The organism is Leptospiraceae bacterium, from assembly GCA_016708435.1.
Classification (GTDB): Bacteria; Spirochaetota; Leptospiria; order Leptospirales; family Leptospiraceae; genus UBA2033.
Genome location: JADJFV010000001.1, coordinates 278,219 through 302,202 on the forward strand (window position 1 = coordinate 278,219; position 23,984 = coordinate 302,202).

26 protein-coding genes are annotated in these 23,984 nt (G+C 35.1%); 16 read left to right on the plus strand and 10 right to left on the minus strand.

Annotation, left to right across the window (positions count from 1 at the left end; genetic code table 11):
• Nucleotides 1-172 precede the first annotated feature (172 nt).
• Genes IPH52_01355 through rimI form a run of 3 tightly spaced genes read right to left on the minus strand, consistent with a single transcriptional unit; the run spans nucleotide 173 to nucleotide 2,106 of the window.
• A complete protein-coding gene (locus IPH52_01355) occupies nucleotides 173-1,285 on the minus strand; it encodes a chitobiase/beta-hexosaminidase C-terminal domain-containing protein (protein ID MBK7053688.1) in 1,113 nt (370 codons plus the stop codon).
• Between the two features lie 48 nt (nucleotides 1,286-1,333).
• The gene (locus tag IPH52_01360) at nucleotides 1,334-1,684 is read right to left on the minus strand and encodes a hypothetical protein (GenBank protein MBK7053689.1); all 351 of its coding nucleotides are present in this window, start codon (nucleotides 1,682-1,684) and stop codon (nucleotides 1,334-1,336) included.
• Complete coding sequence (rimI, locus tag IPH52_01365; protein ID MBK7053690.1) at nucleotides 1,681-2,106, minus strand: ribosomal protein S18-alanine N-acetyltransferase; 426 nt, start codon at nucleotides 2,104-2,106, stop codon at nucleotides 1,681-1,683. Before rimI ends, IPH52_01360 begins: the two co-directional genes overlap by 4 nt.
• A 349-nt stretch (nucleotides 2,107-2,455) precedes the next feature.
• Between rimI and IPH52_01370 the strand changes: the two genes are divergently transcribed.
• The 13 genes from IPH52_01370 (at nucleotide 2,456) to IPH52_01430 (ending at nucleotide 14,617) form a co-directional block, all read left to right on the plus strand.
• On the plus strand, nucleotides 2,456-3,325 hold the full coding sequence (locus IPH52_01370) for a hypothetical protein (GenBank protein MBK7053691.1): 870 nt from the start codon (nucleotides 2,456-2,458) through the stop codon (nucleotides 3,323-3,325).
• 4 nt (nucleotides 3,326-3,329) lie between these two features.
• Nucleotides 3,330-4,298, plus strand: a complete 969-nt coding sequence (locus IPH52_01375; GenBank protein MBK7053692.1) for a DNA-protecting protein DprA — start codon at nucleotides 3,330-3,332, stop codon at nucleotides 4,296-4,298.
• A gap of 101 nt (nucleotides 4,299-4,399) precedes the next feature.
• Nucleotides 4,400-4,879 carry a nuclear transport factor 2 family protein gene (locus IPH52_01380; GenBank protein ID MBK7053693.1) on the plus strand — a complete coding sequence of 160 codons (480 nt, stop codon included), beginning with the start codon at nucleotides 4,400-4,402 and terminating at the stop codon, nucleotides 4,877-4,879.
• An 85-nt stretch (nucleotides 4,880-4,964) separates the two neighbouring features.
• Nucleotides 4,965-5,177, plus strand: a complete 213-nt coding sequence (locus IPH52_01385; GenBank protein MBK7053694.1) for a DUF2905 domain-containing protein — start codon at nucleotides 4,965-4,967, stop codon at nucleotides 5,175-5,177.
• A 9-nt stretch (nucleotides 5,178-5,186) separates the two neighbouring features.
• A complete protein-coding gene (locus IPH52_01390) occupies nucleotides 5,187-6,005 on the plus strand; it encodes an AraC family transcriptional regulator (GenBank protein ID MBK7053695.1) in 819 nt (272 codons plus the stop codon).
• Between the two features lie 61 nt (nucleotides 6,006-6,066).
• A complete protein-coding gene (locus tag IPH52_01395) occupies nucleotides 6,067-6,264 on the plus strand; it encodes a hypothetical protein (protein MBK7053696.1) in 198 nt (65 codons plus the stop codon).
• 55 nt (nucleotides 6,265-6,319) lie between these two features.
• The gene (locus IPH52_01400; protein MBK7053697.1) at nucleotides 6,320-6,682 is read left to right on the plus strand and encodes a hypothetical protein; all 363 of its coding nucleotides are present in this window, start codon (nucleotides 6,320-6,322) and stop codon (nucleotides 6,680-6,682) included.
• Nucleotides 6,683-6,778: 96 nt separating this feature from the next.
• Entirely contained in the window at nucleotides 6,779-8,323 is a 1,545-nt protein-coding gene (locus IPH52_01405; GenBank protein ID MBK7053698.1) for a sigma 54-interacting transcriptional regulator, read from the plus strand.
• Nucleotides 8,324-8,613: 290 nt separating this feature from the next.
• Nucleotides 8,614-8,988, plus strand: coding sequence for a hypothetical protein (locus IPH52_01410; GenBank protein MBK7053699.1), 375 nt, complete (start codon nucleotides 8,614-8,616; stop codon nucleotides 8,986-8,988).
• Nucleotides 8,989-9,596: 608 nt separating this feature from the next.
• Complete coding sequence (locus IPH52_01415; protein ID MBK7053700.1) at nucleotides 9,597-10,631, plus strand: DUF2804 domain-containing protein; 1,035 nt, start codon at nucleotides 9,597-9,599, stop codon at nucleotides 10,629-10,631.
• A gap of 79 nt (nucleotides 10,632-10,710) precedes the next feature.
• Nucleotides 10,711-12,072 carry an EAL domain-containing protein gene (locus IPH52_01420; protein MBK7053701.1) on the plus strand — a complete coding sequence of 454 codons (1,362 nt, stop codon included), beginning with the start codon at nucleotides 10,711-10,713 and terminating at the stop codon, nucleotides 12,070-12,072.
• Nucleotides 12,073-12,201: 129 nt separating this feature from the next.
• Nucleotides 12,202-14,070: a motility associated factor glycosyltransferase family protein gene (locus IPH52_01425; GenBank protein ID MBK7053702.1), complete on the plus strand. Its 1,869-nt coding sequence runs from the start codon at nucleotides 12,202-12,204 to the stop codon at nucleotides 14,068-14,070.
• Entirely contained in the window at nucleotides 14,054-14,617 is a 564-nt protein-coding gene (locus tag IPH52_01430) for a DUF1569 domain-containing protein (GenBank protein ID MBK7053703.1), read from the plus strand. The genes IPH52_01425 and IPH52_01430 overlap by 17 nt, the downstream gene beginning before the upstream one ends.
• Nucleotides 14,618-14,648: 31 nt before the next feature.
• Here the strand turns inward: IPH52_01430 and IPH52_01435 are convergent, their stop codons facing one another.
• The 6 genes from IPH52_01435 to IPH52_01460 all read right to left on the minus strand — a co-directional run bounded on the left by IPH52_01435 (nucleotide 14,649) and on the right by IPH52_01460 (nucleotide 19,152).
• Nucleotides 14,649-15,896: a thioredoxin domain-containing protein gene (locus IPH52_01435; GenBank protein ID MBK7053704.1), complete on the minus strand. Its 1,248-nt coding sequence runs from the start codon at nucleotides 15,894-15,896 to the stop codon at nucleotides 14,649-14,651.
• Nucleotides 15,897-15,947: 51 nt separating this feature from the next.
• The gene (locus tag IPH52_01440; GenBank protein MBK7053705.1) at nucleotides 15,948-16,442 is read right to left on the minus strand and encodes a phosphatidylinositol kinase; all 495 of its coding nucleotides are present in this window, start codon (nucleotides 16,440-16,442) and stop codon (nucleotides 15,948-15,950) included.
• A 17-nt stretch (nucleotides 16,443-16,459) separates the two neighbouring features.
• Nucleotides 16,460-17,191 (minus strand): 1-(5-phosphoribosyl)-5-[(5-phosphoribosylamino)methylideneamino]imidazole-4-carboxamide isomerase, encoded by a 732-nt coding sequence (gene hisA / locus IPH52_01445; GenBank protein MBK7053706.1) that lies wholly within the window; start codon nucleotides 17,189-17,191, stop codon nucleotides 16,460-16,462.
• Nucleotides 17,192-17,205: 14 nt separating this feature from the next.
• Nucleotides 17,206-17,841: an imidazole glycerol phosphate synthase subunit HisH gene (gene hisH, locus IPH52_01450; protein ID MBK7053707.1), complete on the minus strand. Its 636-nt coding sequence runs from the start codon at nucleotides 17,839-17,841 to the stop codon at nucleotides 17,206-17,208.
• Nucleotides 17,838-18,422, minus strand: a complete 585-nt coding sequence (gene hisB / locus IPH52_01455; GenBank protein ID MBK7053708.1) for an imidazoleglycerol-phosphate dehydratase HisB — start codon at nucleotides 18,420-18,422, stop codon at nucleotides 17,838-17,840. Before hisB ends, hisH begins: the two co-directional genes overlap by 4 nt.
• Before the next feature lie 136 nt (nucleotides 18,423-18,558).
• On the minus strand, nucleotides 18,559-19,152 hold the full coding sequence (locus IPH52_01460) for a hypothetical protein (protein MBK7053709.1): 594 nt from the start codon (nucleotides 19,150-19,152) through the stop codon (nucleotides 18,559-18,561).
• A gap of 146 nt (nucleotides 19,153-19,298) precedes the next feature.
• Here IPH52_01460 and IPH52_01465 point away from each other — a divergent pair, with 146 nt between their 5' ends.
• The 3 genes from IPH52_01465 to IPH52_01475 all read left to right on the plus strand — a co-directional run bounded on the left by IPH52_01465 (nucleotide 19,299) and on the right by IPH52_01475 (nucleotide 23,232).
• Nucleotides 19,299-19,847 (plus strand): hypothetical protein, encoded by a 549-nt coding sequence (locus IPH52_01465; protein MBK7053710.1) that lies wholly within the window; start codon nucleotides 19,299-19,301, stop codon nucleotides 19,845-19,847.
• Between the two features lie 6 nt (nucleotides 19,848-19,853).
• A complete protein-coding gene (locus IPH52_01470; protein MBK7053711.1) occupies nucleotides 19,854-21,359 on the plus strand; it encodes a hypothetical protein in 1,506 nt (501 codons plus the stop codon).
• A 115-nt stretch (nucleotides 21,360-21,474) separates the two neighbouring features.
• Entirely contained in the window at nucleotides 21,475-23,232 is a 1,758-nt protein-coding gene (locus IPH52_01475) for a PAS domain-containing sensor histidine kinase (GenBank protein MBK7053712.1), read from the plus strand.
• Between the two features lie 68 nt (nucleotides 23,233-23,300).
• Here IPH52_01475 and IPH52_01480 read toward each other — a convergent pair whose 3' ends face one another.
• Nucleotides 23,301-23,774, minus strand: coding sequence for an OmpA family protein (locus IPH52_01480; protein ID MBK7053713.1), 474 nt, complete (start codon nucleotides 23,772-23,774; stop codon nucleotides 23,301-23,303).
• Between the last annotated feature and the right edge of the window lie 210 nt (nucleotides 23,775-23,984).

The following is a 23,984-nucleotide window of genomic DNA, read 5'->3' on the forward strand; positions in this document are numbered from 1 at the left end:
GCACGAGGTTTTTAGTCTCGTGCTTTTAATTTAAAGACTAGATTACACCAAGTTGCAGTTCTCATTGCAGTTCATGTATCAGTTCATCTATACTCTAAAAATTCCGTGACTAAAGATGTACTGCAACTTGAACCGCAAGATGAACTGCAATGAGGTGTAAGGTTAACCTAAACTATTGACAATTGGTTCCGACAGCTAATCCATATTTGCTTTGAATGTAGCAGTGGACGACATTGATTCCAGTTACGTCGAAGCCTTGTTCAAAGAAAAGGACTTCGAGAACTTCGGCATCCAAGAAAGTGGATACATTTAAACCAGATCCAAGAAGCATTGTATTGGCAGCAGAAAAACTAGTTGGTGTTGCAAGAGTTGAAGTTCCGTCTATGTTGCCATTATAATAATAAGTAACAGCACCGGCAGAATCAATGGTAAATAAAATTACACTATAGGAGGTAGTGGATATTGCCGTATTAGCCGCAGCCGCACAATTTACAAGCGAAGGAGAAAGAGAAGAGCAAATACTTGGATTGGAAAGGTTTGCTCTCCAATTTCTAGCATTCACCGAGTTTCCTAAAAAGCCAATGCTAAAATATACTTCTTCTGATTGAGAAGAATATTTTTTTAATACCATGACTCCTGTGCCTGTCTTTGCCCCTGTATAGCCATTCATTGTTCTGGTATTCATAAATTGTTTTTGGTTTGAATTAAAACGCACAGAGGGTTTGCCGTTTAACGCATTTGCAACAAGAGTTGGATTCGATGAACTTATAGAACTAGTATAGAGATGATTTCCACTTCCGCTAAAATCATTCCATACTTTTACTTCCATTCCATTTTGTATCCCAATAGAATCTGCTGAATACCAAAAACGTAAATTCTGCGCGGAGAGTGGACTTTGTGAAACTATATACTGATCTGTTTTAGTATTTGCAACCATTGAATCAACACAAACGGCTGCTTTGAGCAAATGCGTCTTAGCCCCGACCAATGGAACTGGATCGGTGTATACAGTTCCATTCCAGCATGTAGGCTCAGAACCATCTGTCGTATAGCGGATAACGCTTGCTTGTGTTCCAGATACTATACTTACAAATTGGTCAAACCGATACGTTCCACCAACTGGTAAAAATGTGAGAGGATTTCGTGAACTTCGAATCTGTCTTTCTAAAACAAGCGAAGAAATTGGATTGCAAGTTGAATCCAATTGATTGCAGGGACTAGTGACATTGCAATCCTGTAAGCTTATTAGGAGAAATAATACTACAACTTTTAAAATTGATTTCACTGGTTACTCCTTATTTACCACAAAGAAAAAAAATCTACTGAATTTGATTTATACTTCGCTAAAACTAGCAATCTCAAGTGCAATTAAAGTTTCACTTAAATTAATTGGAGGGTCAAAATGCAACCAGATGAATGTATAATGTCTGCCTTTGTGAGTTTGATTTTCAATAGAGGTTGTCTTTCCATTGAATTCATATTTTTCTTGTTCGCCGCGCTTTTTAATGAAGCCCTTTATTGCCTCAGTAGTCTTGGCAACATGCATACCTTTATGGACAATGCAAACTTCTAACTCACTTGCATATCCTAAAATTCCAAGCATATGTTTGCCCATGTATTCAAAACTAACATAGTAATCTTTGTAACGATTTGCTTTAAATAAAAATCTTCCTTTATCAATCATTTGTGTTCCTTTTTCATTAATATGGCATCTTTTCCATCGGGGTAGTATCTTTTACGGACTGCATAATTTATAAAGTCTTTTTTTTTATAGAGTTCTATAGCCGGAGAATTTTCACAGTTGACTTCGAGTATAATATCTCGCATGTCTACAAACTCTATGAGAGAATCAAGGAGTCTCTCGGCAATTCCTCTTCTGCGAAAATCATTTAAGACTCCAAGCCTTAAGATTTCTAATTCAAAAGAAGTTTCCGAATAGAGTAAATATCCAACAGGACTCGTAAAATCATCAGGGAAATAGAGAAGAGAGGAATGCATGTCATGATGGGATACAATTTGAGCAAAATTCCAATTCTCTGATGGAAAGCAGAGTCTCTCTAAATTTTCTAAGGACTTCATGTCCTCTGTAGAAGTTTTTTTTATCAAAAATTACGCCCTAGCTACCGTTTTTGTCGAAACCGCGTAATTGGAAATAAAATAATTGAATTGTCAGAAAGACGAAACGATTTTTAGATTAAAGAAAATTATTAAAGAAGCTTAGCACGATGTTAGGGGTATAAACAAATTGTCACCCCCTAAATTTTCTGTAGGGGGTCTCAAGAAGTTGAGATTCAACAAATGTCATCCCCGAATTTAGTTATCGGGGATCTCAATATGTTGGAGATTCCCGACAGAAAATGAACTCAATGTTTCTCTCTAAGGGTCGAAACATAATGGGAATGACAACTTGAACAAACCCGTTGTGCAAATTTAATTTCAATACTAGGAGTCATTTATGAAGTATTTATTACTATTGTTGCTATTTACTTTTTCTTCTTGCGAGAAGTTGCAAGAGATGGGGCAGGAAAATTTTAAGAAGAACGTTACACCCAAAACACCTTCCGAAGCAGAGTTAGAAAAATGGAAACAAAAACTCGCACTCGAAGAGGCAGAGATCAAAGAGCTAGACGAAAAAATTCGCAAGATGGTTCGTAAGACAAAAGAAGCAGGCGTGCTTTCTTGGAAAATCGCGCAAGGCTATATGCGCGTTGGAAACTATGAACTGAGTAGTCGCTATTATACGCAGGCGATTCAGCAAAATATGGAAAACAAAGTAGATGTTGTTGGCTCTGAAGTTCATTTCTTTGAAGGTGCAATTCCATTTTTCGAAAAAGCATTACTCTATCGAGAGATTACTGATGATTTGCTCTTCGAAGCCGGACTTGCCTATGCAAATGCTTCCCGCGATAGAGGCTGGGATAAAGAGCGTCATGATATTGCCGTTACCATATTTAAAGGACTCATTCGAAAAGATCCGGCTGATCTACGTTATCCGTATGAGCTTGCTTTAATTTATTTTGATTCTTCTGTGACAGATGGACTCATTGATGGAGTCGATCCTTCCGGCTACAATGATGCAGAGAAAGCGATGAAGATTATGAATGCTATCATTCAAAAAGAGCCGAATAATATTCCCGCTAGATTTGCTCGCGCGAATTTTCTTTATAGAGGGGGTTCACCCGAACAAGCAACAGAAGAATATCTCACGATTAAATCAAAACTAGAAGCCATGAAAAAAGCAGGCGCAATCAAAGAAAACTTAGACAAAAATACATCTTATATAAACGTTGTGCGCAATCTTAAAAAATTAGGCGCCGCAAAGTAAAAACATGGAGGACTTGATTCCTTATTATTTTTCTTTTTCGAGTTTTTCTTCGATTGCGCATAGATACAAATTATTATCACAGGTATCTAATCTATCTGAGTTAGAAAAAAAAATTTCTCCCATTCTAAGATCAGATGAAATAGTTAAAATTCAAGCTGCCGCTGAAAAACTAAAACTCGAAACAGAAAAAAGAGGAGTCAAAGTCATCGATTTCTTTCAGCCTCGCTATCCGAATCTTTTAAAAGAAATTGATAAACCTCCTATTTTACTTTTTTGTAAGGGTAATCTTGATTTGCTCCAATACGAATTAGTATCAGTCGTAGGAACTAGGAAACCAACACCTATTTCTAATTTGGCGACAAGTCTTTTACCGAATATGCTTTCAAAATCTCCGAATTTAGGAATTGTATCGGGTGTTGCAACGGGAATTGACAGAACAGCTATGTTAGCCGCTCTCGAAGCAAACATCCCAACGATAGGCGTAATGGGAACGGGAATGGAAAAAGAATATCCCTATCAAAACAAAGACTTGTATACCAAACTAAAACATTCATCGAATGGATTACTCATCACAGAAATGAGAATCGGTGAGGCTATTGGCAAATGGTCATTTCCTCGGCGAAATAGAATTATCTCCGGCATCGCAAAACTACTCATTCTAATGGAAGCTCCAATTAAAAGCGGTGCCATGTCCTCCGTTGCACATGCACTTGAACAAGGAAGAGAAGTCATGGTATTTGATGACCCTGAACTTCTCTACAACGAAGGAGGACGCAAACTTCTAGAAGATGGTGCTTCTAGACTTACAATGTCTGATCTAAAAAAATCCCCCGATTCCTTCTTCCATATATCTGAGATCATTCCCCAAAACTTTAAGGAAATGCCTTCTTTGTTTTCTTCTCTCAGCCAACTCGAAAACGAAGGTCTTTTCCAAAACATAGGGGGCGGATACTTTAAAAGAGTGTCACCTTAAATTATTTTCCAATCGAGACTAATATTCATTTGACAAATTAATCGAAAGTATCCGAAATTTGAAAAAGGAATTATTCTCAAAAAAAATAAAAAGGAATCCCAATGCACCCAAACGAAGAACTAATAGATAAATTTTATAGCGCGTTTCAAAAGAAAGATTTTAAAACAATGGGAGAATGCTACGCCGATACAGTGGAATTCAACGATCCTGTTTTTAAAGGACTCAAAGGAAATGCTGCAAGAGCTATGTGGCAAATGCTGATCGAGCGAGGCGCTGAACTCAAATTAACCTATAGCAACATCAAAGCTAACGACACAGAAGGAAGCGCTGATTGGGTTGCCGTCTATCCATTTAGCAAAACGGGAAGAACGGTCACCAATCGCATTCGCGCAAAGTTCCAATTCAAAGACGGAAAGATTGTAAACCACAAAGATCAATTTAGTTTATGGAAATGGGCAGGCATGGCACTTGGAGCTACAGGTTATCTGATGGGGTTTATGCCATTTATCCAAAACCAAATCAAGAGCGAGGCTAACACCGGTTTAACCATGTTCATGAAACGCAAAAAAATCACAGCTTAGGAAAATCCCCTGTATCCCCTTTACAAAAGGGGATTTTGTATACACCCCCTTTCGCAAAGGGGGCAGGGGGGATTTAAAAAAGTCGATGGAATCATTTGGTAAAAATTTATTCTTTTTAGGAATCATCCTTCTTATCGTTGGAGGTTTGTTTATGCTTAGCGGCAAATTCCCGTTTATCGGTAATCTTCCCGGGGATATCAGCATTAAGCGCGATAACTTCAGTTTTTATTTTCCTCTCACAACTTCTATTCTTCTAAGTATATTACTTTCTTTTATTATGTGGCTATTTAATCGGTAAGAGTCCAATATGGATTATCCAGAGAGAATACGCCTGGCAATCCAATACATGGAAGAACATTCGAGTGAAAAAATTTTGCTCGAAGCAATAGCAAAAGCCTCTTTTATTTCTCCTTTTCATTTTCATCGAATTTTTAAATCAATAACTAACTCTACTCCAAGAGAATATATGGAAAGGATTCGTATAGAAAAAGCCGCTCATCTTATACAATATACGAATTTAGGCATAGGAGATATCGCATATGACGTTGGGTATGAAAACCATGAATCTTTTTCTAAAGTGTTTAAAAAAATATTTGGGTCAACGCCGCAGGAATACAAAAGAAAATTCAAATCCATTTTTACAAAGAAACCATTAGAAATTAAATTAGATAGTCCAATTAGAAAAAAATCTGAATCTTTAAATGTATTGTATATGCGGCATCTCGGAAAATACAGCCAGGTAGATAAAACTTGGAGGAAACTAATTCAGATTGCATCTAAGAAAATAAAAATAGATAAATCTACAAGGCTAATTGGTATTTGGCACGATAATCCCAACATAACTTCCGCAGAAAATCTCAGGCTGGATGCATGCATTGTAACTAAAGAAAAAATGCAAGTTGAGGGATTGGATATTAAAACAATTGCAGAAGGAGAATATTTAGTTTTCAGGTATTATGGAGATTATGCGCAACTCGATTTAGTTTATAGTAATATCGTTCGAGATCATTTACTTACAAACAAAATAGAATTAGACAACCGCCCGTCCTTTGAAGATTATATTCAATCCCCTGCCTTTCATTCCCCTAAAGATTATATCACTGATATTTACCTACCGATAAAATAGCAAGATTTGTCTAACTAGAATCAGGGAATGGGTGTATCCTAAATTTATAAAGGAGATAAATATGAAATACGCTTTGATAATGATTGGAATTTTAGGACTTGGCGGCGGAACTATTGTTAAGTTCATAGAAAAGCCTTCTATAGCAAATCCATTCATGAGAGTCTTTGCTCATCTATTCATTGACATGGACAAAGCGATGGAATTGTATTTAGAAAACTTAGGTAATGCTCTTGGAGAAAAATATGAAAGCGCAAAATAAAGATTTAACCCCATGGCAAACAAAATTAAATAAAGACGCAACGCACCAAGTAAAAATTTTGGATAAGAAATTTGCTGATATGCCTGCCAATAGCTCTATGTTAATTGCAACACCTAAAATTATAGATCAATTCATTCGCAAAATCCCAAAAGGAAAATCAAAATCTCTAAAAGAAATGAGAGTAAGTCTAGCAAAAAAATATTCCGCCGATTATACTTGTCCTGTGACAAGTGGAATCTTTCTTAGAATTGTAGCTGAAGCTGCATTCGAGAGTTACATTATAGGCAAACAGCCATTAGACAAAATAACTCCATTCTGGCGGTTAATAGAAGTAGACTCACATCTTGCAAAGAAGCTAAGTTTCGGCGAAGACTTCATCCGGCAAATGAAAAAACAAGAAAGTGTTTCGCAGGAATAAAGATATTTTTACGAAATTTTTTCGTTTACGATTCCCCTTTTTGTTTTAACATGTATGTCATAAACATAAAAATAGAGATGTATGAGATGACGATGTATGATAAAAACAAAAATACCGGCGGAAGACAAGAAGTATTATGATTTAATTAATAGCTTGCAAATTGAAATACGGTTAGGAAAAAATATTTTCGATATTCTAGATCATATTCTAGAAGAAATTCTCAATATTTTTGAAGCAAGCACAGGAAGTATTTCTCTTTCTGACCCACAAGAAAAAATCCTTACCATTGCATGTGCGAAAGGTATTGATAAAGAAAAAAAAATTGCCGCAAAATTCCCATTTGCCGTTGGGATTACGGGAGCGTCAGCAGCAAATAGGAAAACAGTTTATGCACCTGATGTAACAAAGGAAAAGCGTTATGTAAAACTAATTGACTCTGTTGTATCTGAGCTTGCTGTGCCTATGATTTCGGACAATGAAGTAATTGGGATTCTAAACCTAGAATCGCATTACCTAGATCATTTCACAAAAAAACAAATCTCATGGGCAGAAAAAATTGCCGATGAACTCTGTAAGGCGCTTATTCAAAATACCTTTTATAGAGAAGCAATTGAGAGAAGTAAGAACGAACAGGATTTTTTAAATTCTATTCTCGGTTATGATGCGCAGATTTTATTTTTAAAAACAAGAATTCGCACTGTAGCTCCCTCCGATGCATCCATCTTGATTAACGGCGAGTCAGGAACAGGAAAAGAATTAGTCGCGAAAAGCTTACATCATTTATCCGCTCGCAAAGCAAATCCTTTTATTAGTCTAAACTGTGGGGCGTTAAATGAAAATCTACTCGAAACAGAATTATTTGGTCATGTGAAGGGAGCTTTTACGGGGGCAGATAGAAATGTAATCGGAAGATTTGAAGCGGCTAATGGTGGAACTATTTTTTTAGATGAAGTTGCTGAAATGCCACCTTCTTTACAAGTAAAGCTATTGAGAGTTTTACAAGAAGGAGAAATAGAGCGAGTTGGTGACTTTAAAAAAATAAAAGTAAGCGTGCGGGTAATTAGTGCTACCCACAAAGATCTCGCGCAAGAAGTTGAAAAGGGAAACTTTCGATTAGACTTATACTTTCGTTTGGGGGTAATTCCTCTTCGCCTCCCACCTCTTCGAGAAAGAAGAGGAGACATTCCCTTACTCGTTCATCATTTCCTATTAGAATTCAATAAACGATACGGCAAAAATAAATACTTTGACATGACAACGCTAGAACTCTTAACACAACATACCTGGCCTGGCAATGTGCGGGAACTCGAAAATGCAATTCAGTATGCAGCCATTCTATGTCCAAATGATAAAATTACTCCTGACTTTTTACCGGATAATGCAATTCGTGGATTTGATCGCCTAAAAGAAGAAAAAACGACCGCTAAATCAAAGGTGAATCCCTTAGAAGAACTGACAGCCATTGATTATTCTGATTTGAATCTAGAAAAAGCTCTTTCCAAAGTAGAAACAAAATTGATTCAAGAAGCCCTAAAAATCGGAAAGACACAGGACAATGCGGCAAAGCTTTTAGGTATTAGCAGGGGTTCTTTACAATATAAGATTAAAAATAATCCTGATATTCAATTTTTAAGCGATTAATTTTAATCTTTTTAGATTAAATCTAAGAATAATTCTAGCAGCAAAAATCCCGATTGGATACAGTTAAAACTTATTACTGTAAGCCGATTATTGCTAAACTATCAATATTCTTTATTAAATCATACATTTCTAGCCATTCTAGACATAATAAGGGAGGTAGAATGCAATTGAAGATTTAATAATTTTAGATTAAAATTAAGTTTTTAAAACTTGGCACGGTTCATGCATTAGTATAAATGAAACAGCGAAACGCTGAAAACAAAGAAATGATAGACAAGAGGATACATACCATGAAAAGAATTACAGCAATTACCTTAACAGCAGCAGCTCTCAGCCTAATGACAAGCCCGATTTTTTCAATTAGCAATGACTTAGAAAGCAAGCTCCTAGAAAAAGCACTCATCGAAGGCGCAGTTACTCAAGAACAAAAATCTGCTGTAAAACATTACCTAGCTTCCGTTGCTTCTGAAAAGAAAAAATTGGCTGATTCTTACAGAGAAATGGCAACAGTAAATTACGGTGGAAAAGCTCTTACTCAAGATTTGAGAACAAAAAGACTTTTAGACCTTGCAAAAGCTTTGGATAATTTAGCAGCTAGCTACGAAAGCTTAGCAACAAACTACTCTCCAACAGAATACCAAAAACTAGCTAAATTAGAAGAATAATAACATCTCATACATCTTTACTAACTCTTGCTCTCTCCCTAACCTTGTCGAGCAAGGGTTAGCTTTTTTTCCCACCCACCACCTTCCCTCCTACAAAAACAAAAAACACTTTCGGGCAGATAAGTTAAATTAGCCTCAGAAAAAATCGACAATAGTTACTAAAGCTATAAACCTACCTTATATAGCTTGATAAAAACTATTTTAACTTTACTCTTTCATATTGAGCATCAAGTATTGTCGCACCTGCACCTCTTCCACCGGCAACATCCCAACTAGGGCGAGATTCTTTTTTATCTTCCGAATAATCTAGAACGAGTTTATAATTTCCAAAGAAGTTTAATTGGTTCGCTATAATTTCTAACTTATCAGGAACTTTAGGATTGTATTTTCCATAAATTCCTCTTGATAATGATCCATCGTTTTTCCACTTATAACGATATTCACTAATATTTACATTTCCAGCTGAATAGAATTGAAAAACTTTTCCAACAGGAAGATGAGTAAAGTAGTAGCAATCTTTTTCCTGCTCGTTAAACTGTATTGTCTATTCGATAAAATTTATTAAGATGCGAAATCATGGAAATAAAATTTACACAAAAGGAATTATCATGTTACCAGAAAAAGAAATTTTAAAAGAAACTTTATTATGCAATAATACCGGAAAGCTAAACAAGGAAGCTTGCGGCTATTCCCGATTTCCCCTTCAAGTATGCAATCTAAAAGGAAATACATTTAGAAAAAAAAGATGGAACTATTGGTGTTTTACAAACGATGAAATTTTATTTTCCGTTACACTCGCTGATTTGGATTATGCAGCAACTGGTTTTATTTACCTCTTTGATTTAAAGACGCTAGAGTTCATCGAAAAAACAGAATTGATTCCCTTTGGAAAGGGTTGTGTATTAGGAGAAACTGTTTTAGATAGAGTTTATTTTGAGAACTCAAAAATGAAAATTTCTATCGAATATGCTACAGTAGGCGACACATACGAAATTGATTTTAATATATTCTGCAAATCCTTTCAGCAAGACAAAGATTTAAACGCTGAGATAAAAGTAATTCAACCACTGACGCATGAGAGTCTAAACGTTGTAATCCCCTGGGACGAAAAGCATTTTCAGTTTACATCTAAACAACACGCCATTCCAACTAGCGGAAAAATACAACTGGGACAAAGAGAATTTCTCCTTAAACCGGATAAAACAGATGCTACCTTGGATTTCGGAAGAGGCATATGGCATTATTCCTCTTCCTGGAATTGGGCGGCTGCCTCAGGCAAAATAAATGGAAAGAAAATAGGATTAAACTTCGGTGCGAAATGGACGGATAATACTGGTTATACAGAAAATGGAATTTTCTATGATGGAAAGCTTTATAAAATAAGTGAACAAATTCTCTTCGGTTATGATACATCTGATTTTAAAAAGCCATGGACTCATAGAACAGAAGAATCGGATAGAGTAAACCTTACCTTTCATCCGATCTATGAGCGTGTTGCTGAAACTAATTTTATTTTAATCGCATCTAAAGTGCACCAAGTATTCGGCTATTTCGATGGTTATATTCGCTTAGGAGTAAACGAAGAAAAAATTCAACTGCCTAAATTGTTTGGTTGGTCAGAAGAGCACTATGCTCGGTGGTAATCGAAGAGCTAAAAAGAATTCCACTTGACAGAGTTTTTATAAATTCCTATTGTCTTGCACATGCGGAGGAATTTCCTAAATGAAAAAAAATTCAAGCTTTGAAGAAGAGTCCCCGGAGTCGTCTCAGGATTTGCAAGACTTAGAGTCCTTTAAGAAAAAGTTCATTGATAATCATCGTGGACGCCCCATTTTTATGGTGCGCATGGAAAACATAAGGGGGCTTTCTCTAATTGATTTCATTAATTTTTTAAAAAAGGAGATTCATAATTTTCCTGAAATAAAAATCATAGACTACGGATTCTACTTTGTTGAAAATAAACAAAGTCTATTGCTTGGCATTGCCTCTGGTGCAGATATTGCGGATGACGCATTTCCAAATCTAGATGGCCATTTTGGAAAAATACACCAAGAAAATATTAGAAAGAAAATCTGCGAATTTAGCTATGGAATTTCAAGAACACAGTGCAATTACATTTCAAGCGTAAATGAAATCTTTGAAGATTTATCCAAAACGTCAGAAAAAAACTTAAATGATAATTTAGTGCGATGGGGCTGGACCTATTTTAACAAAGCAAACAGCTATATATCGGGAGCTTCCCATGAGGCAATGATTCAACCAACAGTTTGCTATGATTCAAAAGAGAAAACATTCTCAGTTAAAGGTGGAGAAATATTTGTTGGTGGAGGTGCATATAAAGGCTACAAAGATCTAATAACAGATATACCACTTGGTCAGGATATTAATCGCGTCGAATTACTTATCCTTGAAAAATTAATCATTGCAAGTGAAAACGCGCCCGGGTTATTAAAATTCAACATTACACCGCAATCTTTAATTGATACATTTTCCAATCATGAAAAGGTCAACCGGTTTAATGGTCTTATCCGCTCAAAAAATCTATTACCTAAAAATGTTCGATTCGAACTAATTGAAAAGCATTACGAAGAAGATGAATTTCTATTGAAAGATGTATGCCAATGCTTCTGGGATTATGGATACAGCTTTGCCGCAGATGATTTTGGAGTAAAAAGTTCTAGTCATCAAATTGTTTTAGATTTGGGTATCATGATTCAAGAATTCAAACTAGATCCAATCAGCTTTAAATTCAAAGCAACTGAGGATAAAGTCAAATTCCTAGATAACCTCGCTTTCATCGACTATTGTAAGAAGCTTGCGGACAATAGAGAAGCTGTTATCACCGCAGAGGCAGTGGGTGATTTGGAAACTCTAAAGTTTTTGATGGAGCATCAAATCGGACAATACCAAGCATTTATTCTATTTAATAAAATTTCGTTGATGCAATACAAAGAAGAATTCGAAAGTTTAAAAAATATGCCAGTAGAAGTTGTCTTTGAAATTCTATCTAACCATACACTTCTAAAAGAACAAAGGAAAGAAGGACATATTTTTAAAGTTGCCAGAAAAAATAAGTTAATCTAATTTTGGTGGCAGATTATTTTTAACTCCTATTGCCAATAGCACCATGGACAAAAGTTTACAAATTCGATTGAAATTGCAAGCTGATAAATTACATTGAACATAGAATAGATATTTTCCGCATATCATCCCATGACAGAAATTCTAAACAAAAACCTTTCTAAGCTACAATCGGAATTATCGGAAAGAATTCAAGATTCCACTCCAATAGGTAATTTAGAGAAAACAAAATCCGGACAAGAAAATCTACTCGTAGATGGAATTTATTTTCATAGCAAGCATGACCCTTTTGTAGAAGCAAAACGCCTACTCGATGGACTAAAGAAGTCATACGAAAAAAAAGTCTATATTTTCTTTGGGGCTGGACTTGGTTACGTAATAGTAGAAGCATTAAAACTACCAAATGTTCAAATCATCTGGATGGAGTGCTATTTGGGAATACTCAAACAAGCACTGGGTAATTATGATTATTCACATTACTTAGAGTCGGGACAATTAAAAATTCTAGCTAAACCTTTTACGGAAGATTCTTTGTTTTCTACATTTAAGGGAATATCAGTATTACCCGTTACCTTTATTCCGCATCGACCTAGCGTGTCGTGGAGAGAAACAGATTATACAGAATGCAAGTATATATGCGAAAAATTCTTTCAGAAAAAAGATGTAAACATTGCAACACTCAGTCGATTCGAAAAGATATGGACTCGTAATCTTATTCAAAACTTTCCAGATATTCACCATTTAACTCCTGTGTCCCGATTATTTGGAATTGCAAAGGATTTGCCCATTGTTGTGTCTGGGGCAGGACCTAGTCTCTATGAGAGTCTAGGAGATATCGAAAAATATCGAGATAGGTTTATCCTAATCACAGTAGATACCGCCTTACAGGTATTAGCCAAAGCAGGCATTGAGCCTGATCTTATCTTTAGTGTAGACCCACAAGCCATTAATAGTTCTTATTTAGAAGGCTATCATGGTAGCGGCAATATTGTATTTGACCCAACTTCTAGCTATCATACTCTTCGACTTTCTAATAAATTCCGAACTGGCTTTTTTACTTCTTCTCCTTTTCCCTTGCTACAGTTATATACGAAACATTTAAACATAGAAGCAGGAGATATTCCATTCGGGGGATCTGTATCTACAAATGCAGTAAGTCTAGCAGAGCTTATGGGAGCGGCTAATGTATATTTTGTGGGACAAGACTTGGCGTTTACGAATGGATATGCACATTGTAGAGGGGCAATCCTAGAAGAGAGATTGAACTTTAAAGAATCCCGATATTTCAAAAGAGAAAAGCACAATTACAATCAACTGAATGCACTTCCAAAATTAAAATCCTTTGGTTATGCAGGAGAAGAATACCATACTAACGAGAAGATGCAAATTTTTAATAAATGGTTTTCCGATCGCGCAGCGGGAAGGAATTGGATTAACCTATCTACGAAGGGAACTAAGATCACTGATGTTCCTAAAAAAACTTTCTTTGAATGCTTTGATAAAACATCTCTAGAAAAAATTACGAGTATCCAATCTATAAGAGAGGCTATTCATCATTTAACCTTAGAACCTGCGAGTAATTACTTTGATACTGAAAGTTTTCTCAAAGAAACAGAAGAGATGTATTCGGCGCTAAAACAGTTTACATCTACTCTAAAAAAAGGAAAAGACATTGCCGAAAGAATTTATTCTTTGCTATTAAAAAAAGGTAACACCTCAAAAGAAATCAATCATCTACTCACGCAAATGAATCTAATAGACGAAGAAGTATCTTCTAAGAAAAGTCTCAACGAAGTAATCGGAATGAGTGTGCAACGAACAATTCTTACAATTACAGAAGGCTACGAAACAAATCTAAGTCTAGAAGAGAAAAAAAATCCGCATCTAGGCGTAGCAAAGAAAAGTATTTTGCTTTACACTGGTCTATTCGATGGAGCTACTCTGATTCAGAAGTTACTAAGAAAAGTTATTATGAGGATGTCAGATGGAAGAGATGAATAGAAAAGTTTTTTTAGCAAAAACAGGAACAGCAGTAGCGGCTACTTATATTTTATCCACAAACGCTGCCTGTAATACTGAGGAAAGTAAAATGGACACAAAATTAAGATTTGCAAATTTAGATGAAGCAGTAAAAGAACTAAAAAAGATTGAAACTGCAAGTAAAATTACTCCGAGTGGGGAATGGTCATGGTATCAAATTCTAAATCATTGTGCGCAGAGTATAGAGTATTCGCTCACTGGCTACCCGGAAAATAAAGCAGCTCTGTTTAGAATGACAGCCGGAAAAATTGCAGCCAACCTATTTGCTAGTCGTGGTTATATGAGTCATGATTTAAATGCTCCTATTCCAAAAGCTCCAGAGATTCCCAAAGTAGGAAATGAAAAAGAAGCAATGCTTCGTCTTTATCAAGCAATTGAAGACTTTAAGAAATTTTCTGGAGAATTAAAAATGCATTTTGCGTATGGCGAATTATCTAAGAAAGATTATGACCAAGCGCACGCAATGCATATAGCCAATCATCTTTCGTTTGTAAATGTAGAAGCGTAGGGACGTAATACAACGCCCCTACGATATGTTTTTATTTCTTAAGTAAATGTTCTACTAACGCTTTTAGGAAGTTCGGGTTTGGTGTTCCTGGATCAAGCGCCTTATTGTTAATATATAAAGAAGGTGTGCTTTGAATATTTAGAACCTCGCCTTCTTTTACTTCTGCTAGGATAAAGTTTTGAATTTCAGTAGAGCCCATGCAAGCTTGTAGCTGTTGCATATTAGCCCCTGCTTTATTTGCAATCTCTTTTACGGAAGAAATTGTATGTCGAACTCCGTTTTCGTTATCCGCATAAAGTCCTGTGTAAACTTCTTTGAATTTGCCTTGCTTGTTAGCGCATAATGCAGCACTTGCCGCAATACAAGAACTCGCACTCGGATCTTTTCTTTGCACTAAAGGATTACAGGTTCCATCTAGTGGGAAGTTCTTATAATATACTTTTATATCATTTGGAAAGTCTGCAAGAAGTTGACTGATAATATGACTTGTATGCATGCAATGTCCACAGTTAAAATCGGCATATTTTACAATCGTTATCTTTGCATTCGGACTTCCGACTCCAGGAGATTGCGATAAATCAATCTTAACCGCTGGTCTTTTTTCGAATGCTTCAATTTTTGTCTGTAAATAGATTTTATTGCTTTCTGGGTCAGGCTCATTACTAGTTTTATTTGGCGTAGATAATCTAGCGCAAGCAATCCCACCCGCGAAAAACAATAAAACGACGATTGTATAATTTAAAAAATTCGTGGCAATGTTCTTACCAACAGTTAATTTTACTTGGCTCATAATTCCTTCCTCCCCAGAATAAGACTTTGCCTGTAAGTAGGCAAGCACGAATATGCCTATAGTAACTACATAGGTCAGAGCGCATAATACGCATACTGTTCCAATTTGTGAAACTGAAATAATGAGCAATATCACATCTATCACTATTCCTAAAAGAGAAACAGCAAATAGTAAATTTACAAATCCTTTCTTCTCCTCTTCGTCTGCTCTTAAAATCGCGAAGAATAAAAATCCGCAAAATCCATAAAAGGTAAATCCAATATGCGCAACAGGAACATCACCTAATACTGGTAAGCCTCTAAAACCTGACCAAGCACTCTTTGCAACTTTACTACAAGAATCTCCATCTCCCGTGGTAGAACAAAGTGATTCAACGAAAGCGCCCGCCGATCCAAAAAATTCCTGTATTAAGGCAATACAAAGGGATAGACCTACAATCGCTACGATTACTCCCATTAAATTATATTTTTTTAAATTATTCGTATTCATTCGTGTTTTCTGTTCTCCGTAATTTTTATTATTTATCCTTCAAATGATTCTTTATTTAACTGGTTTGCCCTTGGTCCACTGTCCTTTAAAAATAATGGATCCGTCCGCCTTTGTATGAATTCCTTCGCCCTCTGGTTGGTCATCTTTGAAATGTCCATTATAACTATCTCCATTAGCATTGGTTAATACACCTTTGCCGTTCTGACGATTTGATTTCCATTTGCCAGTATACTTTCGTCCATCAGGCCAGACATGAATTCCATATCCATCTCTTTCATCATTCTTCCACTCACCTAAATAGGATTCCCCTTGGTGTAGTCCACTTGTCCAAGATTGAATCCCATTTCCGTGTCGCTTACCATTAAGGAAATCTCCTTCATAATTCAAATCATGAAAAACGAGCTTTCCTTTTCCATTTGGCTTTCCATTGGAAATAATTCCTTTATAAGAACCACCATCAGGAAGATTAATCGTTCCCGACTTTTTGCATGCAAGAATGAAAATGAATAAAAGTAAAAAAGTTGCTATATGTTTAAAGTTTAACATTGAGTAACCTCGTATAATTATTTTTTCGTATTATCGATTGCTTCTTTTAAATCAAGTTTTCCTTCATAAATAGCTTTCCCTGTAATAATTCCATACAGAGGACGATCGGAATTAATACTTGATAAATCTATTATATCTTTCAGAGATGCTATTCCGCCTGACGCAATGAGTTGGAAATCAAAATCATCCAGAATATGCTTATAAGATTCAAGATTAGGTCCACTTAAAGTTCCGTCATAAGAAATGTCAGTAAAGATAATCTGTGTAATCCCCTGCGAACTCAATCTGGTCAATAAGTCTTCGTAACGAATTTCCGTTTTAACTTCCCAGCCACTCACGCGAACTAGTCCATGTAAAGCATCTACAGAAATAATGACTCTATCTGTTCCAATAAATGCAAGTGCATCATCTACAAATTTTGGATTCATCACTGCTGAAGTCCCAACAATAAACTTGTCAATACCAAGAGACTCGTAGTATTTTAATTTTTCCATATCGCGGATTCCTCCGCCTAATTGGATTTTAACGTTAGCCTCTTTGCGAATTCGAATGATTGTGTCTTTGTTGATCGAATCTGCATTTCTTGCTCCATTCAAATCAACTAGATGAATCAGTTCTGCACCACTTCTATTGAATCCTTGTGCGAGTTCCCAAGGCTTGGAGCTATAGACTGTTTTTTGAGAATAATCTCCTTTGTAAAGTCTGACAGCTTCATTGTCTAAAATATCTATTGCTGGTATGATTATCATGATTTAACTAAACCTTAATTTGGATTTGCTACCCGAATAAAATTTCTTAATATCTTAAGACCTTCTTTATCGGATTTTTCTGGATGGAACTGAGTTCCAAATATATTTTCTTTTTCTACTATCACTGGAAATTTTTCTTCCGCATAATTACAATTTGCCGTTACAAAGGATTGATCCGCATCAACAGGACGATAGGAATGAATGAAATACATATACTCTCCATTTTGAACTTCATTGAGTAGAGTGGATTTCTTTCTAGCGTTTACTATTAATTTGTTCCAACCCATATGCGGGACTTTATAACTTCTCAGTTTGAATTTTCTTACATGACCTTTAATTAAGCCTAAACCTTTTATTAGCTTTCCTTTTTCAGTAGACTCCTCGGAGTCCTCAAATAAAATTTGGAAACCAATACAAATCCCAAAGAGTGGAATTTTTTTTTCTATAGCTTTATGAATCGAATCAATGAATCCGAGTTCCTCTAAATTAGACATTGCCTTTTCAAATGCTCCATCTCCGGGCAAAACAATGCCGCTTGCATTTTCCAAATCCTTTGGATCTGTCGTTAATTTAAAATTATCTGTGTAGAGGCTAATCGCCTTTAGGCAAGAATGAATATTTCCCATTCCAAAATCAATGACGGCGATCATTCTAAGACTCCTTTTGTGGAAGGAATAACACCCTTAGCATTTTCGTCATAAGCAATTGCTTGACGCAGTGCTCTGCCCAGACCTTTAAAAATAGATTCGTGAATATGATGACGATTCTCACCATAATGAACGACAACATGCAAATTCATCTTTGCATTCAATGCAAACTTTTGCAAGAACTCAAGGGAAAGCTCAGCATCGTAAATTCCAAATTTTCCTTCGAGCTTTGGACCTGTGTATTTAAAATAAAATCGCCCGCCAAGATCGACAGCCACAGTGGTTAGAACTTCATCCATTGGAATCGTAAAATGTCCATAGCGATTGATGCCAGCTTTGTCCCCTAATTGCTTGTGTAAGGTAGATCCAAGTAAAATGGCGGTGTCTTCTACGCTATGGTGGCAATCAATGCCAATATCGCCACGAAGCCAAACGTCCATATCGATTTGTCCGTGTTTGGATATATGCGAGAGCATATGGTCAAAAAAAGGAATTTCAGTATCGAAATTGTATTTTCCCGTCCCGCGAAGGTTTAGGGATAGTTTAATATCTGTTTCAGAGGTTTTTCGAGCTTCAGATGTCATGCACTATAGACAATCTTTGCAGGATAATTTATTGTCAATCATAGAACATTTTTTTAAACACACTTAAAACGCTGAGATGGTCTCTCAGCGATTTAGGAGTTCTCCATGTCGAATGAAAACATGGAATCTGAGGTTGTTATTGAACTGATTCTGAGAAATTCAATTCGTTCAAATAATAAATTGCATTGTCTGTTAGATTATTTAAGATTACTGGATCAGGATGATCTACAGAATCACCATTCTTAGTCTTGATAACGAAAGGAATGATACCAAATAGACGAGTAGAACTTTGATAGAATCTGTCGTATCTTTTCAATTTTCCATCAACATAGTAATCTACTAACATTGCTACTCTGTTCTTCTCAAAAGCAGGAACCAAAGTAAAGGTCATTATAGATACCCACGCCGATGCACCAAATAACCATCTATTTTCGAAAACATCTTGTTTCTTAAGATGAATCTCTAGGTGGTGTTTATCAGCTTTATCTAACTTATCATTTACATCGATGACATTTACAATTTGGAAAAGATTCGATTTTTCTAAATTAATTCTTACAACGCGGTTGTAATCACTCAAATCTTTCTTATCTTCAATTCCAGTGATTCGAAAAGAGATGGCGTCGATTTTAATTTTCGGTTTAACTGCCCTGATTCTTGGCAATTCATCATTAACATAAGTGTAGCAGGAAATCATATTTGTCAAAATGACAAAAAGTAATAGTTTTTTCATCCATATAACTCCAGAATAGAATTCTAGCACAGGTTAAAATTCCTAAAGGAATTGTCTAGGAAATAATTAATACCAACCAGATTCTTTCTTAGATTCGTTCAGATTTTAGTTGCATTTCCACCCTCATAAACATAGCTATAATTAAAATGCAGAAATCCTTATCCAATTCAGGTAAATTTCTTTCCTCAAAAGTATCCCTGCTACTCACTTTTCTTTGGTTAGCAAACGATCATATTTGGAAAAGAGAATTTCACAATGAAATTACAGGTAAATTAAGCGACATAACGGGATTAATTGTATTCCCTTTTCTTTTAACGACGATTTCCTTCCATGGTAGTTTCAAAAAACTAAACGAAAAATTTCTATTTCTATTCGCCAACATCAGTATCGCTACCTTATTTTCCATAATCAATTGGAATCAGGATTGGAACGATTGGATTTATGCGAATTGTTTCGGGAATCAAAATGGATTTGCGGATAGGACGGATTTATTTTGCATTCCATTTTGCCTATGCGCCAATTTTTTCTTTTATACAAAATTTTCAAAAATAGAAATAACTCTATCGACAAGATTTTTCTTTTTACAATTAATCGCTATTATCCTCTCAACACTAGCATTTACAAACACCTCTATAATTGATCCCAATATGCATTTAAAAAAGACAAAGCTGAATGCAAAAGTCCAAAAGAACTAATTCAAAATGAAACCAATTCAATTCTTAACCTCTTCATTCAAAATTACTAATTCCACATTCCTCATTCTCCTAACAACCTCCCTCTTCTCTGAAAGCTACAAAGAGCATAGAGTGGATGATCTTAATTATGCGAACCATGGACAAAAGACAATTCAAAACAAAGGACGGATTGAAACAAGTGGATTTAAAAAAAAGAAATCGGATACAAATGAAACTCAAGATAATTCTAAAGGTGAATTATTACTGAGTTCCTATATAACTCCTAAATTTTATTCCCAAAAGGGTGGAGACAAACAAGACTTAGCCGGTAGATATGCAAATCAATTTATTTTTTCACCTGAACTAGTTGGCTACAAGCAGACAAATAACGTGATGTATATGCTACTCTTATCCCCAATTCTTTCCTACAGAGAAGATTTTCAATTAAAGCGAAATGTAAATCGACCTGTAGATACAGAGTTAATCGCCGCTTGGAAATTAGCTAAGAAGGAATTCAATGTAAACTTGGAAGGTGGAAGAGGTTTTCAACGACTTGACGCATACGGTCTGTTATTCGCAGGAATGGCAAATTATATAGAAACAAATTTCTATTGGAAATCATTCGATGCAACCTTGAGTTTCCTGGCTTTATCGTATAATTTTAACCAAAAAAATTTATCCCTGAGAGACAACGATACAAATGATAGACTAATGGGAGGAAATTTACTCTTTAGATCAATCCCCTTCCTTTCACAGATACAAATCTTCAACTACCTTGTTTTAGAAAAAGGGCAGATTGCAGAAAAACAATTTCTTCAAGAAGACAAACAATTTAAACCGCAAGGCAAGTTTAGTTACAAAGGATTCGAGCTAAAGACCAATAATTTTTTCCGAATCACAAACATGGAACTAGGGCTTTTTTCGGTAAATGGATACCGAGATTACGGAGAATACGCTTACCAAAAATTCAACAGTATAACTAAGACTAATGCTTACTTGACGTATTTAACTATTAATCTTGAATTTGGAAAATGGAAATTTAGAACTGGCGGACTCTATGCCTCAAAGGATAAATCCAGTAGTCTTAATAAAGCGCATAATGGATATTCACCCTTACTCTCTGATGTAAGAATTTTTGGAGGAAAATCTTCTTTTCTTTTAATGGAAAATGTAAACGAAAGAAATGGAACTATATTTAAAGACTTTGATTCTAAAAAGGAAAATAGTTATGACACAAAAGGAATGGAACTCGCAAGTATTGGTGCAATCTACAGTGTAAACCAGAATTTTCAAGTCACCGGAATTCTAAATCATACCAATTCAAATCTTGGTATAGGAAATGAAGGAATTATTTCCGCAATGTATCAATTTTCTAGTCGGCAAGAGGATAATTCTAGTTTTCTGTTCGCATCCATCTGCGCTGCACGCGTAAATCCAATCACACAAAAAAAAATACTCTACGATGAATTCAGAGTTGATCCTTCAATAAAGGAATTCATTCGCTTTTATTTTTCAGGTGGCTTGTATTTTTAATAATTTTTTTTCCATAACAACGAGCGGCTACTTGTTGCTAAAATCACAATGACTTTTCTTTTTTTATTTGAATTCTACAGTTTTCAAGTTAGGCTGGTAAAATACGACATACTAAATGAAAAAATACTTTAAAAGAAAAATTAAGACATTACTCTCAATCGGAATCCGAGAAAGTCAGACAGTATTTGAAGCTAGACAAGTAAGAACTCTGAACCGAATTTCTTTTTTTCTTGGCATAATCAATGCATCCTTACTTGTATTTAACTTAATTGCGCAAAGGTCCCATGCAATTTTTCTAAATCTATCCATTTTATTAGTAATTTGCTTTCCTATTTTTTTTCTAAATTACAAATTCCAAAATAAGGCTGCGCAGATTTATTCTTTCTTTGCTTCTAATACTTTGATCTTGCTTTATGCTTGTTACGGAATCATTAACAATAGAATCATTAACTATGAAATTCTAATTCTTGGTTGTGGTTTTTTTGGAGCATTTCTTTTTAGTGCTTCGTGGATGCTCTTATCTTACATTTACAATCTTTCTACTTACGTTTTTATTGCGGGCATGAAAATAATATATATCAACGCTGTTTTTGATTCAGCCTTTATTGGAAGTTTGATAAATTGTTTTGCAACAACATCTTTCTTATATTTAATCATAATGGTCTACAAAGAAGATTTTAAAAGAGCAGAGCTAGCTTTATCCAAGTCAGAAGATCGATTAAACCTTGTATTGAAAGGCTCTAACCATGGTTGGTGGGATTGGGATTTAGTTAAGGATAATATATATTATTCTCCGGTTTGGTGGAACACTCTAGGATATGAATACAATGAATTAAAGCCTGAAGTAAAGTTATGGTGGAATTTATTGCATCCAGATGATCTACCTCATGTCAATGAACTATACAATCGCGCATTGATTACAACAACCATTATAACTTACGAAGTAGAAATTCACCTAAAACACAAAGCAGGTCACTACATTCCAATTCTTTCTAAAGGATTTATTTCAAGAGATAATGAAGGAAAACCATTTCGTATTTCTGGGAGTAATATTGATTTAACCGAACAAAAGAAAGGTCAGGAAAAACTTGAATCATTAGTCAAGAGCATCACGGAAAAGAATAAAGAGCTATCTCATCAAAAATCAGAAATTGAAATTCAATCTGAAAAACTAGCTGAACTAAATCAAATCAAAGATAAATTATTTTCCATTATTGCTCACGATATAAGGAGTCCGATAACGTCTCTTCTATTAACACTTAACTCCATAAAAGAAAATATGCTAACAACTGAGGATTTACTTGATATACTTCCCGAAATAACATCTAATTCAAAGAGCATTTTGGAATTAATTGACAATCTATTTGGTTGGGCAAGGAGCCAATTGGAAGGCGCAAAAGTTTATCCTACAAACTTTAATTTAAATCAAGTCATTTCTGAAGAGGTCAAATTATTTTCATCGCGTGCAAAAGATAAAAAAATAAAATTAAACCACGATATAAGCGATACACTCAATGCTTATGCAGATAAAGACATGATTGAACTTGTGATTAGAAACTTAATTTCAAATGCAATCAAATTCTGTAGTGAAGGAGATAATGTATATGTCACTGCATCTCCAAAAAATAATTCAATCGAAATATTAGTTTCTGATACCGGCAGAGGAATCTCACCAGAAAGTATTGAAAAAATATTTACGAGTGGTGTAATCTCTTCGAAAGGAACGTCAGGCGAAATCGGAACCGGTCTTGGATTATTACTTTGTAAAGAATTCACTGAAAAGAACAATGGAAATATTGCAGCAACAAGCGAACCAAGCAAAGGTAGTCAATTCACCTTTACCATTCCTTCAGCAATAGAAAAACCTGTGTAAAAGAAATATCTCTGTGGTAGATTTTTCCCTTTTACACAGTTCTACAAAATCAGTCGAATAAAGGATAATTACTCTTTAACGACTCTAAAATTGACTCTTCTATGATCTACATCTAAAGGATCTTTCTCGCTTTCCATTAGACTTTCTTCTCCCTTAGAAACAGCTATCAACTTGTTAGCTTTAAATCCTTTTTTTAATAGATAGTCATAGACATACTTGGCTCTTTTTTCACCAACTTCCATATTTTCCTGATTAGAACCAGAAGCATCTGCGTTTCCACGCACTTGTAATTTGTAACCTTCGGGCATTTTATCGTAAACACCTTTGACTATTGGTAAAAAATTTTTGTCCCATTCAGCAAGTTTTGCTTTTGATGGAGCGTTACTTCCTATTTCATACCCTGATAATCTTGCGGGTTTTAATTCTGCATTTAGTTCAGCCATTGGATCAGGCTTAGCTTGCACTGGTTCAGGAGTGGTGCTACAATTGTTTGTGAGGATAATAAGCATTATACTTAAGAATAAAAAAAATTTTACTTTCATTTAAATTAACTCCAATTAAAAAATATTTTCTCCATTCAAGAAAACTAACCACTTAAATCAAGTCTTTAATAATTCTAAAATAAGTGTGTTAGATTTATACAAATTATCTCCGACATTTTTATAGAATTTCTGTAATAAAAAAACTAGGAATATTATTTTTTTTTAAGTTGTAATTCTGTTTTTAAATCAAAACATGGAACGGTCTCATTC

What these genes read in the sequence shown, in the direction of transcription:
- IPH52_01420 (MBK7053701.1), top strand. Translation starts at nt 10,711, where the DNA reads ATGAAAAAAAATTCAAGCTTTGAAGAAGAGTCCCCGGAGTCGTCTCAG.
- IPH52_01440 (MBK7053705.1), bottom strand. Translation starts at nt 16,442, where the DNA reads ATGTTAAACTTTAAACATATAGCAACTTTTTTACTTTTATTCATTTTC.
- IPH52_01405 (MBK7053698.1), top strand. Translation starts at nt 6,779, where the DNA reads ATGATAAAAACAAAAATACCGGCGGAAGACAAGAAGTATTATGATTTA.
- IPH52_01415 (MBK7053700.1), top strand. Translation starts at nt 9,597, where the DNA reads ATGTTACCAGAAAAAGAAATTTTAAAAGAAACTTTATTATGCAATAAT.
- IPH52_01390 (MBK7053695.1), top strand. Translation starts at nt 5,187, where the DNA reads ATGGATTATCCAGAGAGAATACGCCTGGCAATCCAATACATGGAAGAA.
- IPH52_01385 (MBK7053694.1), top strand. Translation starts at nt 4,965, where the DNA reads ATGGAATCATTTGGTAAAAATTTATTCTTTTTAGGAATCATCCTTCTT.
- IPH52_01395 (MBK7053696.1), top strand. Translation starts at nt 6,067, where the DNA reads ATGAAATACGCTTTGATAATGATTGGAATTTTAGGACTTGGCGGCGGA.
- IPH52_01480 (MBK7053713.1), bottom strand. Translation starts at nt 23,774, where the DNA reads ATGAAAGTAAAATTTTTTTTATTCTTAAGTATAATGCTTATTATCCTC.
- IPH52_01375 (MBK7053692.1), top strand. Translation starts at nt 3,330, where the DNA reads ATGGAGGACTTGATTCCTTATTATTTTTCTTTTTCGAGTTTTTCTTCG.
- IPH52_01465 (MBK7053710.1), top strand. Translation starts at nt 19,299, where the DNA reads ATGCAGAAATCCTTATCCAATTCAGGTAAATTTCTTTCCTCAAAAGTA.
- IPH52_01430 (MBK7053703.1), top strand. Translation starts at nt 14,054, where the DNA reads ATGGAAGAGATGAATAGAAAAGTTTTTTTAGCAAAAACAGGAACAGCA.
- IPH52_01410 (MBK7053699.1), top strand. Translation starts at nt 8,614, where the DNA reads ATGAAAAGAATTACAGCAATTACCTTAACAGCAGCAGCTCTCAGCCTA.
- hisH (MBK7053707.1), bottom strand. Translation starts at nt 17,841, where the DNA reads ATGATCGCCGTCATTGATTTTGGAATGGGAAATATTCATTCTTGCCTA.
- IPH52_01370 (MBK7053691.1), top strand. Translation starts at nt 2,456, where the DNA reads ATGAAGTATTTATTACTATTGTTGCTATTTACTTTTTCTTCTTGCGAG.
- hisB (MBK7053708.1), bottom strand. Translation starts at nt 18,422, where the DNA reads ATGACATCTGAAGCTCGAAAAACCTCTGAAACAGATATTAAACTATCC.
- IPH52_01425 (MBK7053702.1), top strand. Translation starts at nt 12,202, where the DNA reads ATGACAGAAATTCTAAACAAAAACCTTTCTAAGCTACAATCGGAATTA.
- IPH52_01435 (MBK7053704.1), bottom strand. Translation starts at nt 15,896, where the DNA reads ATGAATACGAATAATTTAAAAAAATATAATTTAATGGGAGTAATCGTA.
- IPH52_01475 (MBK7053712.1), top strand. Translation starts at nt 21,475, where the DNA reads ATGAAAAAATACTTTAAAAGAAAAATTAAGACATTACTCTCAATCGGA.
- IPH52_01380 (MBK7053693.1), top strand. Translation starts at nt 4,400, where the DNA reads ATGCACCCAAACGAAGAACTAATAGATAAATTTTATAGCGCGTTTCAA.
- IPH52_01360 (MBK7053689.1), bottom strand. Translation starts at nt 1,684, where the DNA reads ATGATTGATAAAGGAAGATTTTTATTTAAAGCAAATCGTTACAAAGAT.
- hisA (MBK7053706.1), bottom strand. Translation starts at nt 17,191, where the DNA reads ATGATAATCATACCAGCAATAGATATTTTAGACAATGAAGCTGTCAGA.
- IPH52_01460 (MBK7053709.1), bottom strand. Translation starts at nt 19,152, where the DNA reads ATGAAAAAACTATTACTTTTTGTCATTTTGACAAATATGATTTCCTGC.
- IPH52_01470 (MBK7053711.1), top strand. Translation starts at nt 19,854, where the DNA reads ATGAAACCAATTCAATTCTTAACCTCTTCATTCAAAATTACTAATTCC.